The sequence below is a fragment of the Streptomyces roseolus genome (assembly GCF_014649855.1).
In the GTDB taxonomy this organism is placed as follows: Bacteria; Actinomycetota; Actinomycetes; order Streptomycetales; family Streptomycetaceae; genus Streptomyces; species Streptomyces roseolus.
Genome location: NZ_BMTV01000030.1, coordinates 1 through 23,492, shown reverse-complemented (window position 1 = coordinate 23,492; position 23,492 = coordinate 1). Strand labels below are relative to the sequence as shown.

The following is a 23,492-nucleotide window of genomic DNA, read 5'->3' as shown; positions in this document are numbered from 1 at the left end:
GACACGTATCCCGAGGAGGACCCATGGCGGCGGAGACCGTCCTCAGCTCCGAACGGCTCCGGCGGGCCCGCTTCGCCGTCGCCGCCGTCTTCTGCGTGCACGGGGCCGTGACCGGCAGCTTCGCGACCCGGATCCCCTGGATCCAGGAGCACGCGGGGGTGAGCGCCGGCCAGCTCGGCCTCGCGCTCGCGTTCCCGGCCCTCGGCGCCTCGCTCGCGATGCCGCTGGCCGGCCGGATCAGCCACCGCTTCGGCGACCGGACCGCCCTGCGCGGGCTGCTCGCCCTGTGGACGCTGTCGCTCGTCCTGCCCTCGCTCGCGCCGAACGTCTGGGGCCTGTGCGCGGCCCTCTTCGTCTACGGCGCCACCGCCGGCATGTCCGACGTGGCGATGAACGCGCTCGGCGTCGAGACGGAGACCCGGCTCGGCCGCTCCATCATGTCCAGCCTGCACGGCATGTGGAGCGTGGGCGCCCTGCTCGGCTCGGCGGCCGGCACCGTCGCCGCCCATCTCGGCGGCGACGCCCGCGTCCACCACCTGATCGCCGCGCTCGTCCTGACCGCCCTCGGCCTCGTCTGCTGCCAGGGCGTCCTCGACCCGGCGCCCGCCGAGGCGGAAGAGGCCCCGCCGCGCTTCGCGCTGCCCCCCAGGTCCGCCCTGGTCATCGGCGCGATCGGCTTCTGCGCGGTCTTCGCCGAGGGCGCCAGCCTCGACTGGTCGGCCGTCTACCTCCGCGACGAGCTGGGCGGCTCGGCCGGTCTCGCCGCCGCCTCCACCACCGCCTTCGCGCTGACCATGGCCGTGGCCCGGCTGATCGGCGACCGGGTCGTGGACCGTTTCGGCGCGGTCCGCACCGTCCGGGTCGGGGGCGTGGCCGCCACCCTCGGCGGGTTCATGGTCGTCGTCGCCCCGAACGCCGCCGTCGCGATGGCCGGATTCGGACTGCTCGGCCTCGGGGTCGCGGTCGTCGTCCCGCTCGCCTTCGCCGCCGCCGGGCGCAGCGGTCCGAACCCGAGCCAGGCCATCGCGGGCGTCGCCACCATCACGTACACCTCCGGTCTGATCGCCCCCTCCGCGATCGGCGGCATCGCCGACGCCACCTCGCTGGTGTTCTCGTTCGGCCTGGTCACCGCCCTCGCCTTCGGCCTGGTCCTGGGCGCGGGCGTGCTGCGGACCGCCCCGCGCGCCACAGCCGCGGCGCCCGCCGGCACGGACACGGCGAAGAGCGCGGGCCCGGTCGGCTGAGCCCGGGACCGGGGCTTCCGGCGCCCTCCCCCGGCCGGTTCCGGCGCATACCATATGGCTGATCTTCTGCGGCCGCGTCCTGGCCGCCGGAACCGGAGAACGGGAGCGACCTCATGAAACTCGGCGTGCGCTGGACCCTGCACGGGGACGGGAGAACGCCCGCCCCCGGGGCCGTCGTCCGCCCCGACGAGCGGCTCTCCTGGCCCCGTACCGTCGGTCTCGGCGCACAGCACGTGGTCGCCATGTTCGGGGCGAGTTTCGTCGCCCCGGTGCTCATGGGCCTCGACCCCAACCTCGCGATCATGATGTCCGGCTTCGCCACGGTCATCTTCCTGCTCGCGACGCGCGGCACGGTCCCCTCGTACCTCGGCTGCTCGCTCTCCTTCGTGGGCGTCGCCGCCGCCATCCGGGCCTCCGGAGGCAGCAGCGCGACCGTGACCGGCGCCGTCCTCGTGGTCGGCGCGGTGCTCTTCCTCGCCGGTCTCGCGGTGCGGAGGTTCGGCGCCCGGATCATCCACGCGGCGATGCCCCCGGTGGTCACCGGCGCCGTCGTCATGCTGATCGGCTTCAACCTGGCGCCCGTGACGGCCTCCACGTACTGGCCGCAGGACCAGTGGACGGCCCTCCTGGTGATGCTCTTCACCGGTCTGGCCGTGGTCTGCCTGCGCGGTTTCTGGTCACGGATCGCGATCTTCCTCGGCCTGGTCTTCGGCTACGCCCTCTCCTGGGTCCTCGACCTGGTCTTCGGCAAGATCCACTCGATGTCCCCGAGCGGCCAGGTCACCGACCACTGGCGGCTCGACCTCTCCGCCGTCGGCAAGGCCGACTGGATCGGCCTGCCCGACCTGCACGGCCCCAGCTTCGAGTGGTCCGCCATCCTCGTCGCGCTCCCCGTCGTCATCGCGCTGATCGCCGAGAACGCCGGCCACGTGAAGGCCGTCGGCGAGATGACCGGCGACGACCTCGACGACAAGCTGGGCACCGCGATCGCCGCGGACGGCGCCGCGTCCATGCTGTCGACCGCCGTCGGCGGCCCGCCGAACACCACGTACTCCGAGAACATCGGCGTCATGGCCGCCACCCGCGTCTACTCCACGGCCGCCTACTGGGCCGCCGCCGGCTTCGCGCTCCTCTTCGGCCTCTGCCCCAAGTTCGGCGCGGTCGTCGCCGCCATCCCGGGCGGCGTCCTCGGCGGCATCACCGTCATCCTCTACGGCATGATCGGCCTGCTCGGCGCGCAGATCTGGATCAACGCCAAGGTCGACCTGCGCAACCCGCTCAACCTGGTCCCGGCCGCCGCCGGCATCATCATCGGCGTCGGCGGCGTGAAGCTGAGCTTCACCGACACCTTCGAGCTCGGCGGCATCGCACTCGGCACGATCGTCGTCATCACCGGCTACCACGTGCTGCGCACCTTCGCCCCGGCGCACCTCAAGGCCGCGCCCACGGAGCAGGAACCGCTCCTGGACTCGGGCACCAGCTCGTACGAGACGGGCCCCGGCGACACGGCGAAGAACTGAGGTATTCGCCCGTTCCGGCGAAGCCGGGCCCCGGAGGCTCCCTCCGGGGCCCGGCGGCTGGAAGTCTGCCCCCATGGCGCAGACCCAGTGGACGGATGAACGGCTCGGGCAGTTCGTGGCGGTCGACCCCGTCGTGGACCGGATGCGGTCGCTCCGCGCGGCCTGGCACCCGGGCGACGGCGTCGCCGTCTTCAACCGGGTGTACCTGACGGTCACCGAGGAGATCGGCCACGCCATCGAGGCGGGCGCCTTCGAGGACCGGCGGGCGGCGGCCACCCTGGACGTGCTCTTCGCCGAGCGCTACCTCGCCGCCGTCGAGGCCCACGCGGCGGGCCGCCCGGGGCCCGCCTGCTGGCGGCCCCTCTTCCACTACCGGCGGCACCCCGGCGTGACCCCGCTCCAGTTCGCGCTCGCCGGGATCAACGCCCACATCGGCCACGACCTGGCGCTCTCCCTCGTCGACAGCTGCGCCGCCCTGGACTGCGCGCCGGCCGACCTGGAGGACGAGTTCGACCGGGTCGGCGACGTCCTCGTCCTCCTGGAGGAGCGGATCCGCGAGGAACTGATGCCGGGCCCGGACCTCCTGGAGATCGCGGACCCGCTGACGCACCTGCTCGGCTGCTGGAGCCTGGACCGGGCCCGCGACGGGGCCTGGCTGGCCGCCCGCTCGCTGTGGCAGCTGCGGACGCTGCCCGGGATCGCGGCCGAGTTCACCGAGCGGCTCGACCGCTCGGTCGGCCTGGTGGGGCGGATGCTGCTCACGCCCCTGGCCAGGCCGTAGGGCCTCCGGGGATCAGTCCTCCGGCAGCTCGACCGGGGCGATCTCGTCGTAGACGTCGCCCGGGCCCGGGTTGGTGGCGTCGGTGGCGCCGCCGAAGTGGTGCATCACGCCCCACACCGCGTTGAGCGCCGTCTGCACCGCGCCCTCGGCCCAGCCGGCCGTCCACGAGATGTCGTCGCCGGCGAGGAAGATGCCGCGCTTGTCCTCAGGCAGGCGGTCCTGCATGAAGTGGGTGAACAGGCGCCGCTGGTAGCGGTAGTGCCCCGGCAGGTTGGCCTTGAAGGCGCCCATGAAGTAGGGCTCGTTCTCCCAGGAGACCGTCACCGGGTTGCCGATGATGTGCTTCCGGATGTCGACCTTCGGGTAGATCTCGCCGAGCGACTTCAGCATGACCTCCATCCGCTCGTTCGCGGACAGCGGCAGCCACTTCAGGCTGTCGTCGCACCACGTGTACGAGAGGCAGATGACGGCCGGCTTGTCCGGGCCGTCGTCCAGGAGGTAGGTGCCGCGGGTCATCCGGTCGGTCAGCGTCATCGACATGACGTCCCGCCCGGTCTCCTCATCCTTGTCGAGCCAGAACGGCCGGTCGACCGGGACGAAGAGCTTGCTCGACTCCATGTAGTGGGTCCGCTCGATCGCCGTCCAGTGGTCGATCGGGAAGAGCGAGTCGTCGCAGGCGATCTTGGAGAGCAGCATCCAGGACTGGGCGGTGAAGATCGCCGCCTGGTAGGTGCGGATGTCGCCGGACGCGTCGGTGACGGTGATCCGGTTGCCCGCCGTGCGGTTCAGCCGGGTGACGGCCGGCTTCGGCTGCCCGCCCTCGTGCAGGGAGGCCAGCGAGGTGCCCTGCGCCCAGTGGACGATCTTCTCCGGCTCGCGCTCCCACAGGCGCAGCGGCAGCTGCTGCGAGCCGCCGACGATGCCGCGGTGGTGGTCGTCGGCCTCGGTGTAGACGACGCGGAGGATCTCCAGGATGGAGTTGGGGAAGTCGGTGTCCCAGCCGCCGGTGCCGAAGCCGACCTGGCCGAAGATCTCGCGGTGCCGGAAGGACTTGAAGGCCTCGGACTCGCAGAGGAAGCCGTAGAAGGTCTGGTTGTCGAGCTTCTCGACCAGCTTCGCCCAGATCTCGCGGATGCGCGGGACGTCGCGCTCGCGCATGGCGCGGTTCATGTCGGAGAAGTCGGCGCCCTCGTCGAGGCACTTGTTCCACGCGGCGGCGACGTCGCGGTAGACCTGCGGCAGGTCGTCGACGGTCTCGGCGTAGTGCGACTCGCCCTTGAGGTCGACGACGGTCGAGGGGGTGGCCTCGGCCAGCGGGTTCGGGAACGGCGTGGTCTCCAGGCCGACCAGGTCGATGTAGTGCTGGAGGGCGGTGGAGGAGGGCGGGAAGCGCATGGCGCCCATCTCCGCCGTCAGCCCCTCGGTCTCCGGTCCCTCGAAGCCCACCGTGCGGAGCCGGCCGCCGATCTGGTCGGCCTCGTAGACGACGGGCTTGAGGCCCATCTTCATCAGCTCGTACGCGGCGATGATGCCGGACAGGCCGCCGCCGACGACCGCGACCTCGGCGCCGTGCTCGGTCGCGGGTATCTGGCCGAGGCCGGCCGGGTGGGCCAGGAAGTCGTCGTACGCGTACGGGAAGTCCGGGCCGAACATGGTGATCGGCGGCTGCTGCTCGTCGGCGTGCTCGACGGCGTTGGGCACGGTGGACGTCATGGGGGTGCGGACTCCTTGCGCGGGGGGTGGGAGAGGAAGGGGGAGGGGGCGGCTCAGACGAGGGAGCCGTACAGGCCCGGCCTGCGGTCGCGGAGGTACGGGTTCTCCGCGCGGGAGGCCGCCAGGGCCTCGGGGTCGACGTCGCCGAGGACGAGGTCCTCGCCGCGGCCGGCACGTGCCCGGGCGGTGCCGTCGGGGCCGGCGAGCACGGAGAGCCCGACGAACTCGAAGTCGCCCTCGGCGCCGGCGCGGTTGGCGTACGCGATGTACATCTGGCTCTCGAAGGCGCGCACCGGGACGACGGAGAGCGGCACGATCTCGGCGGGGTGCATGAGGGCGGTCGGCACGAGGAGGAGGTCCGTGCCGGCCAGCGCCTGCGCCCGTACGTTCTCGGGGAACTCGACGTCGTAGCAGATCATCAGGCCGACGGTGAGGTCGCCGATGCGGGCCTGGACGAGCGGCTCGTCGCCCGGGGTGAACCACTTCAGCTCGAAGTCGCCGAAGAGGTGGGTCTTGCGGTACCGCGCGAGGGGGGCGCCGTCGGCGCCGAAGAGCGCGGCCGCGTTGTAGATCACGCCGTGCCGCTCGGTGTCCCGCTCGGGGTAGCCGTAGCCGACGGCGAGGCCGTGGCGGGCGGCGATCTCCGCGACCGCGCGGGCCGAGGGGCCGTCGGACGGCTCGGCGAGGCGGGCGATGTCGGCGCCGATCGCGTAGCCGGTGAGGAAGAGTTCGGGGGCGAGCAGCACGTCCGCGCCCGCGGCCGCGGCCCGGGCGGCGGTCTCGTCGAGGATCCGCAGGTTGGCGGTGACGTCACCGAGCCGTCCGGAGCTCTGGAGCAGGGCGGTGCGCACCGTGGGCATGCTGTTCCTCGTGGGGGCGGAGGGGAGGGAGGGGCGTCTCCGGGAGACGTCCAAAACGGTACGGTTCCGGGCTCGGCCCGGACAAGACGGGACCGTTGCGGACCGACCGTCGAACCGTTGCGCGATGTACGACCGGAGCGGCGATTCGTTGCGCGGCGACCGGACCGGGGGCGTGCGCGCTCCGCGGCCGGCGGCTCACCCCCGGATCGTCCGCCGCCGCGACGGCCCGCCGGCCGGGCCGCGGCCGGCCTCCGCCCCGCGGACGGACGAGGTGCCGCCGTGCGACGCCGCCGCCCCGCACGAAAGGCCGTGCGGGGCGGCGGGGACTTCCCCGTGCTGCCGTGGACCCACGACGGCACGGCCGGGTGGCGCGTCAGGCGGGCGATCCCGAGGAGAAGCGCCGCAGCAGCGGGGAGAGCACCAGGACGGACTTGGTGCGCTCCACGAAGGGCTCGCCCGCGATCCGCTCCAGGACGCGCTCGAAGTGGCGCATGTCGGAGGCGAAGACCTGGACGACGGCGTCCGCGTCACCGGTGACGGTCGACGCGGACACCACCTCCGGATACCGCTCCAGACCTCGCCGGATGTCGTCCGGCGAGGTGTTGTGGCGACAGAAGATCTCGACGAAGCCCTCCGTCTCCCAGCCGAGCGCCGCCGGGTCCACCCGTACGGTGAAGCCGGTGATGGCGCCCTCGGCCCGGAGCCGGTCCACGCGCCGCTTCACGGCGGGGGCGGAGAGACCGACGAGCGAGCCGATGTCGGCGTAGCTGCGGCGGGCGTCTTCCGCGAGGGCGTGGACGATGCGTTCGTCGAGGTCGTTGAGTCGCACTACGGGTGGATCACTTCTCTGCGTCGGTGGTCACGGGCTCGGTGACCAGGCGGGAGCGGCGCATGCCGTACAGGAAGTAGAACACGAGACCCGCGGCCATCCAGGCACCGAAGTACACCCAGGTGATCAGGTCGAGGCTGTACATGCTGTAGCCGCAGCAGAGGAAGCCGAGGACGGCGAAGACCGGGCCGAAGGGCACCTTGAAGGAGCGCTCCATGTCGGGGCGGGTGAAGCGGAGCACCACGACGGCGATGTTGACCAGGGCGAACGCGAAGAGCGTGCCGATGCTGGTGGCGTTGACCAGCTCGCCGAGCGGGACGACGGCCGCGAGGCCGCCGCAGAGCAGCGAGACGATCAGGGTGTTGGTGCGCGGGGTGCCGGTCTTGGCGTCGACCTTGCCGAAGACCTTGGGGACGAGGCCGTCGCGGGCCATCGCGAAGAGGATGCGGGTCTGGCCGTAGAGCACGGTGAGGACCACGCTGGCGATGGAGATCACGGCGCCGGCGGCGAGCAGGGTGCCCCAGAAGCTCTGGCCGGTGACGTCGTTCATGATCGCGGCGAGGGTGGCGTCGGTGCCCTCGAACTTCTTCCAGTCCCAGGCGCCGACCGCGACGGCCGCGACGAGGACGTACAGCGCGGTGACGATGACCAGCGAGAGCATGATCGCCCGGGGCAGGTCGCGCTTGGGGTTCTTCGCCTCCTCGCCGGCCGTGGAGGCGGCGTCGAAGCCGATGTACGAGAAGAAGAGGATGGCCCCGGCGGCGCCGACGCTGCTCATGCCGAGCGGCATGAAGTCGGAGTAGTTGCCGGACTTGAAGCCCATGAAGCCGACGGCGCAGAAGAGGACCAGGGCGGCGATCTTCACCACGACCATGATCGTGTTGGCGCGGGCCGACTCCTTGGCGCCGCCGAGCAGGAACAGCATCGCGAGGACGACGACTATCAGGGCCGGCAGGTTGAAGACACCGCCCTCGCCGGGCGGCGCGCTCAGCGCGGCGGGGAGGGTGACGCCGATCGTGCCGTCGAGCAGCTCGTTCAGGTAGTCGCCCCAGCCGACGGCGACGGCGGCGACCGAGACGCCGTACTCCAGCATCAGGCACCAGCCGCAGACCCAGGCGATGAGCTCACCCATCGTTGCGTACGCATACGAGTAGGAGGAGCCCGCGACCGGGATGGTGCCGGCCAGCTCGGCGTACGAGAGGGCCGAGAAGAGCGCGGTGAGACCGGCGAAGACGAAGGCGAGCGTCACGGCCGGACCGGCCTCGGGGACCGCCTCGCCGAGGACGACGAAGATGCCCGTGCCGAGCGTGGCACCGATGCTGATCATCGTCAGCTGCCACATGGAGAGCGAGCGGCGGAGACTGCCGCCCTCGCCCTGCCCACCCTCCGCGACCAGGCGTTCCACCGGCTTGCGGCGGACGAGGGCGGTCAGGAAGGGGGTCTTGCGGGCGGTCGGGGACTCGACCGGTGGGGCTGCGCCGTGATCCAGCACTGCGGAGGCTCCTTATCGCTGCCTGTCGGTACGACGGGGATCGCGGCGGCCGCGTGCCGGTTCCGCGGGCATGCCGAAGCAGTCCACGGGGGCAGGAAGTCCGCCGAGCAGGCGGTCCCCGCCACTCCTGGTACGAGGGATGAGCCTAGCGCTCCGCTTCGCATCCGTAATGCAGTGTTGTTGCGCAGTGGCGAATGATCATTGCGCACTTCCGGCCCGGACGGGGAAACATTGCGCGCCCCCGCATGAATCGACACATCAGGGGACAGGACGGAACCTGGACGATGCCGTGACTCCCCACCGCCCGGGCCGCTCCGGACCGGGCCGATCGGAGGTGCCGAGTGAGCTGGCTGGAACCCGGGCCCTTCCTCCGCGGCACGGCCTGGCGGGACGGCGACCGGGCGGTCCGCGCCGACCCCGCCGACCTGGACCGACTGCCCTGGGACGTCGCGGAACGGGCCGCGCTGCCGATCGGGGTACGGGTCGAATTCCTCGCGGAGCCCGGCACTTCGGCGGTGGAACTCCGCTACCGGGCGGCCGTTCCGCCGGCCGGCGACGAACTGCGCGCGCTGCGGCACGTGTTCGCGCTCTGGCAGGACGGACGGTGTGTGCGGGAGGTCTGCGCGGAGCCCGCGGAGGAGACCACGGTACGGCTCCGACTCCCGCCGGGCGGCGGGGAGTTCACCGTCCACCTGCCGGAGGCGCAGGCGCCCGTCGTGCGCGGCGTCCGGGCCGTCGGCGGGGCCCTCTCGCCCGCGCCCGCGCGGCCCCGGTGGCTGGTCCACGGCGACTCCATCACCGAGGGCTGGTGGTCCACCCGGCCGGCCCACGCCTGGCCCGCGGTGGCGGGGCGCGCGCTCGGTCTCGACCCGGTGAACCTCGGGTACGCGGGCGGGGCGCGCGGCGAACTCGTCCTGGCGGAGCACCTCTCCCGGCTCCCGGGCGACGTGATCACCCTGGCGTTCGGCACCAACTGCTGGGACCGGGTGCCGGCGACGCCCGAGTGGCTGCACGCGACGGTGCGTTCCTTCGTGGGGCTGGTCCGGCGGGGCCACCCCCGCACCCCGCTCCTCCTGGTCTCCCCCGTGCTGCGCCCGGCCGCGGAGCACGCCCGCAACGCGCTGGGCGCGACGCTGACGGAGCTGCGGCGGGCGATGGAGCGCGCGGGCCGCGAGCTGGCGTCGGAGGGCGACGACCGGCTCCTCGTCCTGCCGGGCCGTCCCCTCCTCGGCCCCGAGCACCTGGCGGACGGCCTCCACCCCGACGACACCGGCCACGCCGTCCTGGCCGAGGCGGTCACGAAGGTCCTGTCCCGCCTCGGGCCCGCCTTCCGCTAGGGCGCGGTGCCCGGCCGCTCCCGGCTGCCTCCGCGCATGCGTCTGAACCCGCACCCTTACATCGGGTGCGGGTTCAGGCGCGGGCGGGCCGGGGCCTAGCTCCAGCTGGCGTGGAGGGGCTTGCCCTCGGCGTAGCCGGCGGCGGACTGGATGCCGACGACGGCCTTCTCCTCGAACTCCGCCAGCGTGCTCGCACCGGCGTACGTGCAGGACGACCGCACGCCCGCGATGATCGAGTCGATCAGGTCCTCGACGCCCGGGCGGGCCGGGTCGAGGAACATCCGCGACGTCGAGATGCCCTCCTCGAAGAGCGCCTTGCGCGCCCGGTCGTACGCCGACTCCTCGGACGTGCGGTTCCGCACCGCCCGCGCGGACGCCATGCCGAAGGACTCCTTGTAGGCGCGGCCCTGCGCGTCGTGGTGGAGGTCGCCGGGGGACTCGTACGTCCCGGCGAACCAGGAGCCGATCATCACGTTGGACGCGCCGGCGGCGAGCGCCATGGCGACGTCGCGCGGGTGCCGGACGCCACCGTCGGCCCAGACGTGCTTGCCGTACTTCTTCGCCTCGGCGGCGCACTCCAGGACGGCCGAGAACTGCGGGCGGCCGACACCGGTCATCATGCGGGTGGTGCACATGGCGCCGGGGCCCACGCCGACCTTGATGATGTCCGCGCCGGCCTCGATGAGGTCCTTGACGCCCTCGGCGGAGACGATGTTGCCCGCGACGATCGGGACCTGCGGGTCGAGCGCGCGCACCGTCCTGATCGCGGAGATCATCGACTCCTGGTGCCCGTGGGCGGTGTCGATGACGAGCGTGTCGACGCCCGCGTCGAGCAGCAGCTTGGCCTTGCCGGCCACGTCGCCGTTGATGCCGACGGCCGCGGCGATCCGCAGCTTGCCGTCCGCGTCGACGGCCGGGGTGTACAGGGTGGCCCGGAGGGCGCCCTTGCGGGTGAGGATGCCGGCCAGCTTGCCGTCCGCGTCGACGGCGGGGGCGTAGCGGCGGTTGGCGCCGTCGAGGGTGTTGAAGGCCTCGCGGGGGTCGATGTCCGCGTCGAGCAGCAGGAGGTCCTTGGACATGACCTCGGAGAGCTGGGTGAAGCGGTCGACGCCGGCGAGGTCCGCGTCGGTGACGACGCCGACGGGGCGGCGGTGCTCGTCGACGACGACGCCGGCCTCGTGCGCCCGCTTGGGCAGCAGCGCGAGGGCGTCGGCGACGGTCTGGTGCGGCTCCAGGACGATGGGGGTGTCGAGGACCAGGTGGCGGCTCTTCACCCAGGAGACGACCTCGGTGACGACCTCGATCGGGATGTCCTGGGGGATGACGACGATGCCGCCCCGGCGGGCGACCGTCTCGGCCATGCGGCGGCCGGCGATCGCGGTCATGTTGGCGACGACCAGCGGGATCGTCGTGCCGGTGCCGTCCGGCGCGGAGAGGTCCACGGCCTGTCGGGAGCCGACGGCCGACCGGCTCGGCACCATGAACACATCGTCGTACGTGAGGTCGTACGGCGGCTTGACGTCATTGAGGAAACGCACGTGCTGACATCCCAGTCGTTCGGATCGGCCCCTAGGCATTTCAGCCAGGGGAAAAAGCACGTAGTTCATTGTCCCACGCCGGTACGGATACCAGCCCCGGGCGGATCCTCCGAGCCTCACGACCCACCTTTCGGAGGATCGCCCGAACGCTTTCGGTCACACGTCGCTCTCCGCGGTGTGACCGGGGCGGATCAGCCCCGTCTCGTACGCGAGGACGACGAGCTGGACCCGGTCGCGCACGCCGAGCTTGGTGATCGCCCGGGTGACGTGGGTCTTGGCCGTCAGCGGGGAGATCACCAGCCGTTCGGCGATCCGGTCGTTGGAGAGCCCGGCCGCGACCAGGGCCACCACCTCGCGCTCGCGGGCGGTGAGCGCGGTGAGCCGCTCCGCGGCGACGGTGGTGGCGGGTGCCCGGTGGGCGAACTCCGCGACGACCCGGCGGGTCGCGCTCGGCGAGAGCAGGGCGTCGCCGGCGGCGACCGCCCGGATCGCCTGGCGCAGGTCGTCCGGTTCGATCTCCTTGGTGAGGAAGCCGCCGGCGCCCGCCCGGAGCGCCGCGAAGACGTACTCGTCGGTCTCGAAGGTGGTCAGCACGATGACCCTGGTGCCCGCGAGTTCCGGGTCCCGGGTGAGGGTCTCGGTGGCGGTCAGCCCGTCCGTCCCGGGCATGCGGATGTCCATCAGGACGACGTCGGGGCGCAGCTCGCGGACGGCGCGCAGCGCCTCGTCGCCGGTGGCCGCCTCGCCGACCACCTCGATGTCACGGGTCCGCCGGAGCAGGCTGCGGAAACCGGCCCGGACGAGGGCCTGGTCGTCGGCGAGGAGTACCGAGATCGTCATGATCGTCAGCTTGGCACAGGAATCACGGCCCGGACGGTGTGTCCGCCGTGCTCGCCCGGCCCGGAGGCGAACTCTCCGCCGAGGACGGAGACCCGCTCCCGCATCCCGGCGACCCCGTGGCCGCCGCCCGCCCGCGTGTCGGCCCCGTCCCCGGTGCCGGTCCCGGTGCCGTCGTCGGCGATCTCGACGCGGACGGCCCCGGGGCCGTACCGCAGCCGGACGTCGACGCGGGTGCCGCCGGAGTGCAGCACCGCGTTGGTCAGCGACTCCTGGACGATCCGGTAGACGGCGAGCGCGACGGGCGCCGGGACCCCGGCCGGGTCGCCCTCGGTCTCGACGGCCGCCTGGAGTCCGGCGGCCCGTACGCCCTCCACGAGGTCGGCGACGCCGTCGAGTCCCCGCCCCGGGGCGAGCTCCATCGCGCCCGGTTCCTCCCCGGGGTCGCGCAGGACGCCGAGGAGCGCGCGCAGGTCGGCGACGGCGGTCGCCCGGACCTCCTGCGCGGTCCGCAGCGCGGCCCGCGCCTCCGCCGGCTCGTCGTCGAGGGCCTCGACGGCCACCCGCAGCTGCACGCCGACGACGGTCAGGGTGTGCGCGACCACGTCGTGCAGCTCGCGGGCGATCCGGAGCCGCTCCGCCTCGGCCCGCCGCCGGGCCTCCGCCGCCCGCTCCCGGGCGGCGCGTTCGCGGCCGGCCGCCTCCTCGCGGCGCCAGTTGCGGCCGTTGCGCCAAGCGGTCGCGGCGGCCAGGACGAGGGCGAGCCAGAGGGTCTCGGCGCCGAGTTCGGCGACGGCCTCCCGGCCGTCGAGCCCGGCGACGTACCGCTCCCAGTTCGCCGCGAAGACGACCTGGAGGACGCCGACGGCGACGGCGAAGGCGAGCCCGCGCGGCACCCGCCGCGGCGGCGGGCCGAGCCGCTTCCCCTCCTCGTCCGGTGTGCGCCCGGTCCCGGTCCCCGCCGCGACGAGGAAGTACGCGGCGGAGGCGGGCCAGATCCAGCCCACGTCCGACATCCCGGCGCCGCGGAAGGCGATGACGGTCTGGACGCTCGCCAGGAGGGCGGCGCGCGGCCACCGGCCGGCCACGAGGACCAGGGCGGCGAGCCCGAGCCCGTACGGCACCGCGCCGGCCAGAAGCGGGCCGTCGCCCGCCAGGGCCTCGGCGGTGACCACGGCGACCGCCGTCACGACCGCCGCGGCGCCCCGTACGGCCCCGGCGGCGCGCGTGGCCGCCGGTCCCCCGTCCGCCCCCGCCCCACCGCTCCACCCGCCCCGGAGGGCACGCTCGTCGCTCACCTGCCCATTCTGCCCAACTCCCGCCCGCGGCCAGGGCCGTTCGGGCCTCACGCGCGGTCCTGCGGCCGCGCGGCGGCGACGGCGGCGAGCGCCACCCAGACCAGGGCGGTGCCGAAGGCGACCCGCTCGACGAGCCCCACGACGGTGGGCACGGCGGCCGTGCCGAGCGAGGGCCCGTCCATCACGTCGACCAGGCAGACCAGCAGCGCGCCGGTCGAGACGAGCGAGGTGACGAGCACGGCCCGCAGCGCCCGGGCGGCGCTCGGCCGGCGCCGGGCCAGCCACCGGTGCAGCACCAGCGCGGCCACGGGCAGCGCCAGGAAGGCGGGGGCGGCGGCGGTGCCGTGGACGAGGTCCGAGGCGGAGGGCCGGCTCCACCGCCCGGGCGGGTCGGCCGGGAACACCCCGGCGACCAGGACGCCGACGGCCCACACCCCCACCGCCCACCGGCCGGCCCGCGGCGCCCCGGCGCGCCGCAGCAGGGCGAGGAGGAGGGCGGACGCCCCGGCGATCAGCAGCAGGGCGGCGGTGACCAGCCATCCGGCGGTCCCGTTGACGTACCGGCTGATCACCTCGGTGACCGGGCTGTACCCCGGGTTCAGCAGGTCGGCGGCGGCGATCCCGGCCACGGCGGCACCGACCCCGGCGACGACGGCGGACGAGGAGGAGGACGGGGAGCGGGTCTGCACGAGGAACCTCCGGACGGTGCGGGGCGGCGCTTCCGCCCGACGGCCCTCACGCTAGGAACCCGGCTCCCCCGCCCGCGTCCCCCGCCCGCCGACATCCCGGCGTACTCCCCCGGCGCACGCCGTACTCCCCACGGTGTACGCGCCGCGCCGACCGCGCCTCACTCCTCCCCTTCCGGTCCCAGGGCGACCAGCACCGAGAGCCGCTCGCCGGACTCCTCGACGGCCGTCGCGAACACCTCCCGGGCGAGGTCCCAGTCACGCGGGGCATGGCGCGCGTACGCCTGCCAGTGGGTCACCACGACGGCGACGGGCCGGGGCAGCTCGCCGAGGCTCTCGGCCAGCGCGTCCCAGTTGCGGCCGAACCAGTCCGGCAGGCCGAGCGCGTCCGCGCAGCGGTCCATGAAGCCCGCCTTGTCGGTGACGCCGCGCAGATCGAGGACGACGGGGTCATCGAGCCTCATCGCCGACCACCACCTCCCGGAAGCTCTCGTAGTGGTCGTCGGTGTAGTACCGCTCCCCGTCCCCGCCGGTGACGATGCGGCGGGCCCCGCGGTCGCGTTCGCCGGGGGTGCGGACGGTGTACTCGCGGTAGTGGCCGCGTTTCCTGGGCGGCAGGATCCGCTCGAAGTTCGAGAAGACGCTGCCGTCCTTGGCGTACGGGAAGGGACCGCCGGCCCGGATCAGGGCGAGGGTCCTGCGCGCCTCGGGCGGCAGCTCCGACTCCCGGACGGTGGGGAGGTCCGAGACGGGCGTGGCGGTCGCTCGGCCCGAGGGCGCGGGAACGGCCGACGCGGCGGTACGGGACGGGGCCGCGGGGGCGGTCGGCGTGGCGGTCCCGGCCGAGCAGCCGGTGAGGAGCAGCGTCAGCCCGACCAGGACGCCGAGCCCCGCCCGAAGACGGCGAGCGATCATCCCCCGATGCTGCCACCGGCCGCCGGACCGGGCCGGAGGACGCGCCCGGGAGAAGCCGGACGGAGCCGGGAAGGCGCCCGGCCGGCGGCCCGTCCGGGATCGGCGGGCTTCGGTCCCGGTGTCCGGGATCAGCGGGCGCCGGTGCCCCGGCCCGGGATCAGCGGGCGTCGGTGCCCGTGTCCGGGTCTTTGCGGTCGAGGGCCGGGCGCGGGCCCGGGCTGGACTCGGTGAGCAGGTGGTCGGCGGCCGAGCGGTCGGTGACGAGGCTGGTGACGAGGCCGGAGCGGAGCACCGCGCCGATCGCCGCCGCCTTGCGCTGGCCGCCCGCGATGGCGACGACCTCGGGGATCCGGCGCAGCCGGTCCGCCTCGACGGTGATGCACCGCTCGCCCAGGTCGCGGCCGACCCGGCGGCCCTCGGCGTCGAAGAGGTGCGCGGACATCTCGGCGGCCACGCCGAGGGTGGCGTAGTGGGCGCGCTCCTCCTCGGTGAGCATGTCGTGGACGGTCGAGATGCCCGGCTCCCAGGAGCCGATGGAGACGCAGGCGACGGTGACCTTGTCGAAGTACTCGAAGGCGCGGGCGATGCCGGTCTGGCTGCGCAGCGCGGCGGCGGTGGCCGGGTCGGGCAGCAGCATGGGCGCGTAGATGGGGTGGGCCTCGCCGCCGGAGACCTGGGCGGCGCGCCGGACCGCCTCGACCGAGCCGCGCTCGGCGGTCCCGGCGTCGTACACGCCGGTGAGCTGGACGACCGTGCACGGGGGCAGCCGGTCGAGGGCGGCCGCCATGTGGATGGTCGAGCGGCCCCAGGCCAGGCCGAGGACGTCGCCCTCGGCGACCAGCTCGCCGAGGAGGTCGGCGGCGACCTCGCCGAGGTTCTCCGGATCGGGCGACTCGTCGTCCTCGGCCGGGGACTCGACGACGACGGCGTGGCGGAGCCCGTAACGGGCGCGCAGCGCGTCGGAACGTTCGGCGTCCAGCTCGGCCGGTACCCGGATCTCGATGCGTACGAGATCCCGCTCCAGAGCGGTCTCCAGGACCCGGGCCACCTTGAAGCGGCTCACGCCGAACTCCTCGGCGATCTGGATCTTGGACTTCCCCTCCAGGTAGAAGCGGCGCGCCATGGCCGCCGCCTGCACCAGCTCCGCGGGGCCCATCCGCAGGGCCGACCGTCCCGCCGACATTCCCGCCACCGCGATCTCCTCACTGCTGTTCACGCACCGCTGTCCACGATCCGTGTTCGTTCACACTCTGGACCCGCTGTTCATCCTGTCAGAAACGGCGGCCCTTGATCAGTCCTGTCGGCGGCCCGTCGGACCGCGTTCACCGGCCGGAGGCTCAGTGGCCACATGCCCAGGCGGCACCGGCCGTGGCGGCGTCCGCCCTGGCCCGCAGCGCGGCCACCGCGGCGGCCGGATCGGCCGCGCCGTAGACCGCCGAGCCGGCCACGAAGACGTCGGCGCCCGCCTCGGCGCAGCGCTCGATGGTCGCCTCGGAGACGCCGCCGTCGACCTGGAGCCACAGTTCCAGACCGTGCTTCGCGATCAGCTCACGGGTGCGGCGGATCTTGGGAAGCATGATGTCGAGGAAGGCCTGGCCGCCGAAGCCGGGCTCCACGGTCATGATGAGCAGCATGTCGAGCTCGGGGAGCAGGTCCTCGAAGGGCTCGATGGGGGTGGCCGGCTTGAGCGCCATGGAGGCCCTGGCGCCCTTGGCGCGGATCTCCCGGGCGAGCCGGACCGGTGCGGCGGCCGCCTCGACGTGGAAGGTCACGGAGCCGGCGCCCGCTTCGACGTACTGCGGCGCCCAGCGGTCCGGGTCCTCGATCATCAGGTGGCAGTCGAGGGGGGTGTCGGTCGCCCGGCTGAGCGACTCGACGATCGGCACGCCCAGCGTCAGGTTGGGCACGAAGTGGTTGTCCATGACGTCGACGTGCAGCCAGTCGGCTCCGTCGACGGCCTTGGCCTCGTCCGCGAGGCGGGCGAAGTCTGCGGAGAGGATGCTGGGATTGATCTGCGCCATGAGCCAAGCCTGCCACGTTCTTGGGGACTTCTTTGCCGCGAACCGGTCCACGGCCCTTCCGGCACCGGACGTACTGGTACGGACCAGCAGAAACCGTCAGGCCGTCCGGCGGATCAGCGCCAGATACATGGCGTCCGTACCGTGCAGATGCGGCCACAGCTGGACGTCGGGGCCGTCGCCGAGCCGGTCGACGCCGGGGAAGAGCGGTCGGGCGTCGACCAGCTCGGCGCCGCCGAGCCTCTTCAGGACGTCGTCCACGACGACCCGGGTCTCGGCGAGGTGCGGCGAGCAGGTCGCGTACCCGACGACCCCGCCGACGCGGACGGCCCGGAGCGCCTCGGTGAGCAGCCCGCGCTGGAGCGGGGCGAAGCCGTCGAGGTCCTCGGGGCGGCGGCGCCAGCGGGCCTCCGGGCGGCGGCGCAGGGCGCCGAGCCCGGAGCAGGGCACGTCGACCAGGACCCGGTCGAAGGAGCCCTCGCGCCACGGCGGGCGGGTGCCGTCGGCGGCGATGACCTGGTACGGGCCGGGGTTGCCGGCCAGCGCGCGCTCGACGAGCCGGGCGCGGTGCGGCTGCTTCTCGGAGGCGAGCAGGGCGGCGCCGCGCTCGGCGGCCAGCGCGCCGAGCAGGGCGGCCTTGCCGCCGGGCCCCGCGCAGCCGTCGAGCCAGCGGGTGTCGGGTCCTTCGAGCGGCGCGTTGGCCAGCGCGATCGCGACGAGCTGGCTGCCTTCGTCCTGGACGCCGGCCCGGCCGTCCCGGACGGCCTCGATGGCACCCGGCTCGCCGCCGTCGCTCAGCCGCAGGGCGTACGGCGACCAGCGGCCCGGCTCGGTCTCGGCGGCCTCGGCCAGCTCCTCGACGGTGGCCCGGCCGGGGCGGGCGACGAGGGTGACCTCGGGCCGCTCGTTGTCGGCCTCCAGGAGCGCCTCGATGCCGGCCCGGCCGCCGCCGAGCGCGTCCCAGAGCGCGGAGACCACCCAGCGGGGGTGGGAGTGCACGACGGCGAGGTGGTCCTCGGCGTCCTTCTCGTACGGCGGGGCGACCTCGGCCACCCAGGCGTCGAGGTCCTGCCGCGTGATCTTCCGCAGCACGGCGTTGACGAACTTGGCGCGTCCCTCGCCCAGCACCGCGCGGGCCAGCTCGACGGTGGCGGAGACGGCGGCGTGCGGCGGGATCCGGGTCCCGAGCAGCTGGTGCGCGCCGAGTGACAGCACGTCCAGGACCGGCGGGTCGACCTCGCGCAGCGGCCGGTCGACACAGGCCGCGATGATCGCGTCGTACGTGCCCTGCCGGCGCAGCGTCCCGTAGACCAGCTCGGTCGCGAGGGCCGCGTCCCGGGCCTCGAAGCCCTCCTTCTCCCGCGCCTTGCGCAGCAGCGGGGGCAGCACGAGGTTGGCGTACGCGTCCCGCTCGTCGACCGCCCGGAGCACCTCGAAGGCGAGCATCCGCACGGGATCCTTCTTGGGCCGGCGGTGGGGCTTGGGGGGACGGCGACGTGCCTGCTCGCTCAAAGGTGCTCCGCGTGACGAAAGGAGGGGTCGAACCCACCCAGCCTACGTCCGCGCGCCGCTACCGGGGAAAACACCCCTGCCGGACGACCGGGTCCTCGGCGGCGAGGAGGCAGGTCACCGGCGCGGTGCCGCCCCCGTCCGCCTCGAAGGCGAGGAGCACGGGCGGCTCCTCGCCGACGGTCCGCAGGACCTCGGCCCGCTCCCCGGCGGTGGGCTCGCGGAAGACGGGGTCCATGAAGCCCGTCGGGCACCGGACGTACGAGACGTCCACGAGCTCCGCCTCCAGGCCGTGGTGGCACGTGAGGTCGTACCCGGCGACCAGGGTGAGCCGGCTGCCGTCGAAGCGGCGCGGCTCCCAGGCGTCCCACGGCCCTTCGGGAAGCGGCGGCGGGGTCACGCGCCCAGGCGCTCGCCCGCGGCGATGCGGACGCCGCGGGCCCAGTCGGCGGCCTTCATGGGCTTCTTGCCCTGGGGCTGGACCCACAGCAGCTCGACGGCGTACGACCCCGTGCCCGCGTACACGTCGTTCTTGCCGACCGCCAGCTCGCCGGGGGCGAGGCCGGTGCGGTCGGCGACGGGGGCGACCTGGATGAGCTTGAGGCGCTCGCCGCGGAAGAGGGTCCAGGCGCCGGGGGCGGGGGTGCAGCCGCGGACGACGCGGTCGACGCGGAGGGCGGGGGCGGCGAAGTCGACGTGGGCGTCCTCGACCTCGATCTTCGGGGCCAGGGTGATGCCGTCGGCGGGCTGCGGGACGGCCTTCAGGGTGCCGTCCTCGATGCCGTCCATGGTCGCCGAGAGCAGTCCGGCGCCGGCGAAGGCGAGGCGGGTGAGCAGGTCGCCGCTGGTGTCGGTGGGGCGGATCTCCTCGGTGACCACGCCGTAGACCGGGCCGGAGTCGAGGCCCCGCTCGATCTGGAAGGTGGAGGCGCCGGTCACCTCGTCGCCCGCCATCACCGCGTGCTGGACGGGGGCGGCGCCGCGCCAGGCCGGGAGGAGGGAGAAGTGCAGGTTGACCCAGCCGTGGGCCGGGATGTCGAGGGCCTTCTGCGGGAGCAGCGCGCCGTAGGCGACGACCGGGCAGCAGTCGGGGGCGATCTCGCGCAGCCGGGCGAGGAAGCCCTCGTCGCGCGGGTGGGCCGGCCGCAGGATCTCGATGCCCTCCTCCTCGGCCCGCTGCGCGACCGGACTGGCGACGAGCCGCCGCCCGCGCCCCGCCGGCGCGTCCGGCCGGGTGACCACGGCCGCCACCTCGTGCCGGCCCGAGGCGAGCAGGGCGTCCAGGGCGGGAACGGCGACCTCGGGGGTGCCTGCGAAGACCAGCTTCATGGGTGGCGACTGCCTGTCTGTCCGGGGGCGTTGCGAGCGACGCATCAGTCTAGGCGCTGTCTCCGACGCCGGCCGGAGGGGACGGCCGGGCCCCGGCGGAGAGGCCCCGGCCGGACGCACCGGAGGGCCCCGCGGCCCGCCCGCGGAGGGGGGCGGCCGGGCCGTGCCGGGCGGCGGGAAGGCGCCGTCGGCCGCTCCCGGCCTCGCGCGGGGAGGAGAGGAGCGGGGCGGCGCGCGGAGGGAGGGGGCGTGCGCGGCGGTGAGCGCCCTGCGCATATGCGTGTACGCCCCCGCAGCGTGACCCAAGCCCCGGTGGCGCGTTGGTCAAGAGAGATTGACCTCATCGGGCTGCCGTCCCCCTGCGGCCGCCCGCCCTTCCATCGCCGGTTCGAGAGGCTTTCACATGGCCGACCACGCAACCCACGACGCCCAAGCCCGGGCGAGTCTGCACCTGTTGGTGCGGGACATCGAGCGGGTCCGGCGGCAGGTGGACGCACTGCGCACGCTCACGGCCCAGCTGGGCAATGTCTACCGCCCTCGCCGCTCCGGCCCGTCCACGGGCTTCGTCGTCTACGGCCGCGCCCCCGCCCCCACCGTTCGGCTCGCCCAGGAGCTCCGCGACAGCGTCGAGACCCTGGTGACCGCGGCCGTCGAGTTCGACCGCTCCCTCGGGTTCTCCTGGGACGCCGTCGGTTCCGCGCTGGGTGTCACCAAGCAGGCCGTCCACCGCCGTTACGGTGCCCGCCGGACGCCCCAGCAGCCTTCGGCGGAGCCGGAGCAGCACGGCGCCGAGCCGGGCGCGACCCGCACCCTGCCGTCGGTGCCCGCCGCCCGCAGCATGCCGCCGCAGCCCACCTCGGGCAGCGCCACCCTCCGCGAGGAGCCCCGCTCCCCCGCTTTCCCCAGCCCGCGCAACGGCTGACCCCGCGGGGCCGACGACCGGCCGCCGTCCCCTGGCCGAAGGGGGCGGCGGCCGTCGTCGTGTCCGCCCCGTGGTCGGTCGCCGTCAGCCGATGTCCGGTGGGTCCACCCTGATCCGGACGGGATCGCCGGTGCCGCGTGCCTGACGGCTCGCCCGGGCGTGCTTGAGGGCCTGCGCGAGCGCCGCGCCGCTGCCCGGCGGGACCCGGACGAGCGCCCGGTCCCACCGCTCGCCGGGCGGCGGGTCGCCGGGCCGGCGGACGGATCCCGGGCGGACCACCGGCAGCGGCACCGGCCCGAGGACCTCCGCGTCCATGGGCAGCGCGGCGCCCGTGAGGAAGGTCGCCACGGACTCGGGAGGCCCGGCCACCGCCGCCATCCGGGAGACCGGCGGGAAGCCCAGCTCGGCCCGCTCGGCCAGCTCCCGCTGGGCGTGCCCGACCGGGTCCCAGCGGACGAGCGCCTGCACGGGCCGGAGCGTCGGCTCGGCGACCACCACCACGGTGCCGCCCTCCGCCTGGCCCCTGACCAGCGAGGCCGCGTCCATCCAGCGCCGCAGCGCCTCCTCGCCGGCCCGCAGGTCGGGGCGGCCGAGCAGGGCCCAGCCGTCGAGCAGCAGCGCCGCCGCGTAGCCGCGGTCGGCGACCGGCTCGGCGCCGGGGGTGGAGACGACGAGGGCGGGGCGGTCCGGGACCCGGTCCAGGACGTGATCGCGGCCGGAGGTGCGCACCGGGACGGCGGGAAAGGCCCGGCCGAGCTCCTCCGCGGTCCTGCGGGCGCCGACGACCTGGGCGCGCAGCCGGGCGGAGCCGCACGCCTCGCAGTGCCAGTCGGGGGCCTCGCGCCCGCACCAGGCGCAGTGCAGCTCGCGCTGGTCGGGGGCCTCCAGCGGTCCGGCGCAGTGCCGGCAGCGGGCGGGCGTCCGGCACTGCTGGCAGGCGAGCCGGGGCACGTATCCGCGGCGGGGGACCTGGATGAGGACCGGGCCGTCGCGCAGTCCGTCCCGGAGCGTCTCCCAGGCGAGCGAGGGCAGCCGGGCGGCGCGCGCGGCCCCGTCCCGGGCGAGCAGGTCGTCGCCGACGGTGCGCACCAGGGGCGCGGCCCTGCGGACCTCCTCGCGGCTCGCGGCGAGCGGCCGGGCCCAGCCGGACTCGACGAGCTGCGCGGCCTCCACGGTGCAGCCGGTGGCGCCGAGCAGGAAGGCGCACCGGTCGTGCGCGGCACGGAGGAGCAGCACTTCGCGGGCGTGCGGCTGCGGGGCGTGGGGGTCGCTGTGGCTGTCGTCGCCGTCGTCCCAGATGGCGACGAGGCCCAAGTCCCGGACGGGCGCGAACATGGCGGCCCGGGTGCCGACGACGGCCCGCACGGAGCCACGCCGCACGGCGAGCCACTGCCCGTACCGCTTCTCGGGCCCGGCCTCGGCGGTGAGCACCGCGTGCCGCCCCTCCCCCAGGACGGCGGTCAGCGCCGCGTCGACCCGCCCGACGGCCCGCCCGTCGGGCACGACGACGAGGGCGCCGCGCCCGGAGGCGAGCGTGGCGGCGACCGCGCGGGCGATCTCCTCGGCCCAGTGCGGCCCCGGCAGCGCCGTCCAGACCGCCCGGGGCGCCCCGCCGCGCGCCAGGGACTCCAGGAACGCCGGCCCCTGCTCGTACCGGCCCCAGGTGGCCGGCTCCGGCGGCGGGGGCGGCGGCAGCGCCGGGGGCGAGGCCCGCCGCTCGGCGGCGGCGTTGCGCGGCGGGACGGCGAGCTGGAGCACGTCGGCGAGGCTGCCCGCGTACCGGTCGGCGACGGCCCGCGCGAGGCCGAGCAGTTCGGGCCCGAGCACGGGCTCGGGCGACACCACGTCGGCGAGGGCGGCCAGCGGCCCGGAGTAGTCGGAGGCGGCCCGCCGCTCGACGAGGAACCCGTCGATCAGCCGCCCGCCCTCCCGGCGCCCGCCCCGCACCTGTCCGGCCCCGGCGCCGAACCGCACCCGCACCCGCACGCCCGGCCGCGCGGCCTCGTCGAGCTCCTCGGGGACCGCGTAGTCGAAGAACTGGTCGAGGTGCAGCACCCCCTTGTTCACCACCACCCGTGCGACCGGCAGCTCCTTGGCGAGCGCCGCCCCCCGCCACGTCCGCGGCTTCGCCTTCGGCACCTTCGCCTTGCGCACGGTCTCCCGGATGAGCGCGAGCTGCTCGGGCCCCTCGCCGCTCTCGTCGTTCCCCTTCTCGCTGCTCACAGCCCCATACCTACCAGACGGCTCGGACAGCCGGGGACGCCGGAAGCCCGGCGCCCCCGAGGGGGTGCCGGGCTTCCGGGTGGTGGTGCGGGTGACCTACAGGCCGGCGGCCTTCTTGAGGGCGTCGACGCGGTCGGTGCGCTCCCAGGTGAAGTCGGGCAGCTCGCGGCCGAAGTGGCCGTAGGCGGCGGTCTGGGAGTAGATCGGGCGGAGCAGGTCGAGGTCGCGGATGATCGCGGCCGGGCGCAGGTCGAAGACCTCACCGATGGCGTTCTCGATCTTCTCGGTCTCGACGGCGTTGGTGCCGAAGGTCTCGACGAAGAGGCCGACCGGCTCGGCCTTGCCGATGGCGTAGGCGACCTGTACCTCGCAGCGGGAGGCGAGGCCCGCGGCGACGACGTTCTTGGCGACCCAGCGCATGGCGTAGGCGGCCGAGCGGTC

The 23,492-nt window shown here is 74.6% G+C and carries 22 protein-coding genes; 5 read left to right on the top strand and 17 right to left on the bottom strand.

Annotated elements, in window-relative coordinates:
* Window positions 1-23 precede the first annotated feature (23 nt).
* The 3 genes from IE245_RS29545 (at window position 24) to IE245_RS29535 (ending at window position 3,545) form a co-directional block, all read left to right on the top strand.
* Window positions 24-1,244: an MFS transporter gene (locus IE245_RS29545; RefSeq protein WP_189953083.1), complete on the top strand. Its 1,221-nt coding sequence runs from the start codon at window positions 24-26 to the stop codon at window positions 1,242-1,244.
* Window positions 1,245-1,357: 113 nt separating this feature from the next.
* Window positions 1,358-2,764, top strand: coding sequence for a uracil-xanthine permease family protein (locus IE245_RS29540; protein ID WP_189953081.1), 1,407 nt, complete (start codon window positions 1,358-1,360; stop codon window positions 2,762-2,764).
* A 73-nt stretch (window positions 2,765-2,837) separates the two neighbouring features.
* A complete protein-coding gene (locus IE245_RS29535; RefSeq protein ID WP_189953079.1) occupies window positions 2,838-3,545 on the top strand; it encodes a DUF5995 family protein in 708 nt (235 codons plus the stop codon).
* Between the two features lie 12 nt (window positions 3,546-3,557).
* Here the strand turns inward: IE245_RS29535 and IE245_RS29530 are convergent, their stop codons facing one another.
* The 4 genes from IE245_RS29530 to IE245_RS29515 all read right to left on the bottom strand — a co-directional run bounded on the left by IE245_RS29530 (window position 3,558) and on the right by IE245_RS29515 (window position 8,439).
* Window positions 3,558-5,258: a flavin monoamine oxidase family protein gene (locus IE245_RS29530; RefSeq protein ID WP_189953077.1), complete on the bottom strand. Its 1,701-nt coding sequence runs from the start codon at window positions 5,256-5,258 to the stop codon at window positions 3,558-3,560.
* 53 nt (window positions 5,259-5,311) lie between these two features.
* Window positions 5,312-6,118, bottom strand: a complete 807-nt coding sequence (locus tag IE245_RS29525; RefSeq protein WP_189953075.1) for a carbon-nitrogen hydrolase family protein — start codon at window positions 6,116-6,118, stop codon at window positions 5,312-5,314.
* Window positions 6,119-6,491: 373 nt separating this feature from the next.
* A complete protein-coding gene (locus IE245_RS29520) occupies window positions 6,492-6,947 on the bottom strand; it encodes an Lrp/AsnC family transcriptional regulator (RefSeq protein ID WP_043223665.1) in 456 nt (151 codons plus the stop codon).
* A 10-nt stretch (window positions 6,948-6,957) separates the two neighbouring features.
* Window positions 6,958-8,439 carry an amino acid permease gene (locus IE245_RS29515; protein WP_189953073.1) on the bottom strand — a complete coding sequence of 494 codons (1,482 nt, stop codon included), beginning with the start codon at window positions 8,437-8,439 and terminating at the stop codon, window positions 6,958-6,960.
* Window positions 8,440-8,780: 341 nt separating this feature from the next.
* Here IE245_RS29515 and IE245_RS29510 point away from each other — a divergent pair, with 341 nt between their 5' ends.
* Window positions 8,781-9,776: a GDSL-type esterase/lipase family protein gene (locus IE245_RS29510; protein WP_189953072.1), complete on the top strand. Its 996-nt coding sequence runs from the start codon at window positions 8,781-8,783 to the stop codon at window positions 9,774-9,776.
* Between the two features lie 95 nt (window positions 9,777-9,871).
* Here the strand turns inward: IE245_RS29510 and IE245_RS29505 are convergent, their stop codons facing one another.
* The 11 genes from IE245_RS29505 to fmt all read right to left on the bottom strand — a co-directional run bounded on the left by IE245_RS29505 (window position 9,872) and on the right by fmt (window position 19,906).
* Window positions 9,872-11,314 carry a GuaB1 family IMP dehydrogenase-related protein gene (locus IE245_RS29505; RefSeq protein WP_189953069.1) on the bottom strand — a complete coding sequence of 481 codons (1,443 nt, stop codon included), beginning with the start codon at window positions 11,312-11,314 and terminating at the stop codon, window positions 9,872-9,874.
* A 156-nt stretch (window positions 11,315-11,470) separates the two neighbouring features.
* Window positions 11,471-12,154: a response regulator gene (locus IE245_RS29500; protein ID WP_189953067.1), complete on the bottom strand. Its 684-nt coding sequence runs from the start codon at window positions 12,152-12,154 to the stop codon at window positions 11,471-11,473.
* A 5-nt stretch (window positions 12,155-12,159) separates the two neighbouring features.
* The gene (locus IE245_RS29495) at window positions 12,160-13,449 is read right to left on the bottom strand and encodes a sensor histidine kinase (RefSeq protein ID WP_189953064.1); all 1,290 of its coding nucleotides are present in this window, start codon (window positions 13,447-13,449) and stop codon (window positions 12,160-12,162) included.
* Between the two features lie 47 nt (window positions 13,450-13,496).
* Complete coding sequence (locus IE245_RS29490) at window positions 13,497-14,138, bottom strand: DUF998 domain-containing protein (RefSeq protein ID WP_189953062.1); 642 nt, start codon at window positions 14,136-14,138, stop codon at window positions 13,497-13,499.
* Window positions 14,139-14,296: 158 nt separating this feature from the next.
* Entirely contained in the window at window positions 14,297-14,599 is a 303-nt protein-coding gene (locus IE245_RS29485; RefSeq protein ID WP_189953060.1) for a barstar family protein, read from the bottom strand.
* Window positions 14,586-15,050, bottom strand: a complete 465-nt coding sequence (locus IE245_RS29480) for a guanyl-specific ribonuclease (protein WP_189953059.1) — start codon at window positions 15,048-15,050, stop codon at window positions 14,586-14,588. Before IE245_RS29480 ends, IE245_RS29485 begins: the two co-directional genes overlap by 14 nt.
* A gap of 157 nt (window positions 15,051-15,207) precedes the next feature.
* Complete coding sequence (locus tag IE245_RS29475) at window positions 15,208-16,266, bottom strand: sugar-binding transcriptional regulator (RefSeq protein WP_189953057.1); 1,059 nt, start codon at window positions 16,264-16,266, stop codon at window positions 15,208-15,210.
* Between the two features lie 121 nt (window positions 16,267-16,387).
* Window positions 16,388-17,071 carry a ribulose-phosphate 3-epimerase gene (rpe, locus tag IE245_RS29470; protein WP_189953054.1) on the bottom strand — a complete coding sequence of 228 codons (684 nt, stop codon included), beginning with the start codon at window positions 17,069-17,071 and terminating at the stop codon, window positions 16,388-16,390.
* Window positions 17,072-17,167: 96 nt separating this feature from the next.
* Window positions 17,168-18,580 (bottom strand): RsmB/NOP family class I SAM-dependent RNA methyltransferase, encoded by a 1,413-nt coding sequence (locus IE245_RS29465; protein WP_189953052.1) that lies wholly within the window; start codon window positions 18,578-18,580, stop codon window positions 17,168-17,170.
* Between the two features lie 58 nt (window positions 18,581-18,638).
* Window positions 18,639-18,977 carry a hypothetical protein gene (locus IE245_RS29460; protein WP_189953050.1) on the bottom strand — a complete coding sequence of 113 codons (339 nt, stop codon included), beginning with the start codon at window positions 18,975-18,977 and terminating at the stop codon, window positions 18,639-18,641.
* A complete protein-coding gene (fmt, locus tag IE245_RS29455; protein WP_189953048.1) occupies window positions 18,974-19,906 on the bottom strand; it encodes a methionyl-tRNA formyltransferase in 933 nt (310 codons plus the stop codon). Before fmt ends, IE245_RS29460 begins: the two co-directional genes overlap by 4 nt.
* A gap of 403 nt (window positions 19,907-20,309) precedes the next feature.
* Between fmt and IE245_RS29450 the strand changes: the two genes are divergently transcribed.
* The gene (locus IE245_RS29450) at window positions 20,310-20,828 is read left to right on the top strand and encodes a hypothetical protein (protein WP_189953046.1); all 519 of its coding nucleotides are present in this window, start codon (window positions 20,310-20,312) and stop codon (window positions 20,826-20,828) included.
* 84 nt (window positions 20,829-20,912) lie between these two features.
* On the opposite strand, the gene IE245_RS29445 is transcribed toward IE245_RS29450, so the two are convergent.
* Together IE245_RS29445 and IE245_RS29440 are read right to left on the bottom strand one after the other, a co-directional pair.
* The gene (locus tag IE245_RS29445; RefSeq protein ID WP_189953044.1) at window positions 20,913-23,051 is read right to left on the bottom strand and encodes a primosomal protein N'; all 2,139 of its coding nucleotides are present in this window, start codon (window positions 23,049-23,051) and stop codon (window positions 20,913-20,915) included.
* Window positions 23,052-23,147: 96 nt separating this feature from the next.
* On the bottom strand, window positions 23,148-23,492 hold a 345-nt coding region (locus IE245_RS29440), incomplete at its 5' end, for a methionine adenosyltransferase domain-containing protein (RefSeq protein WP_189953042.1).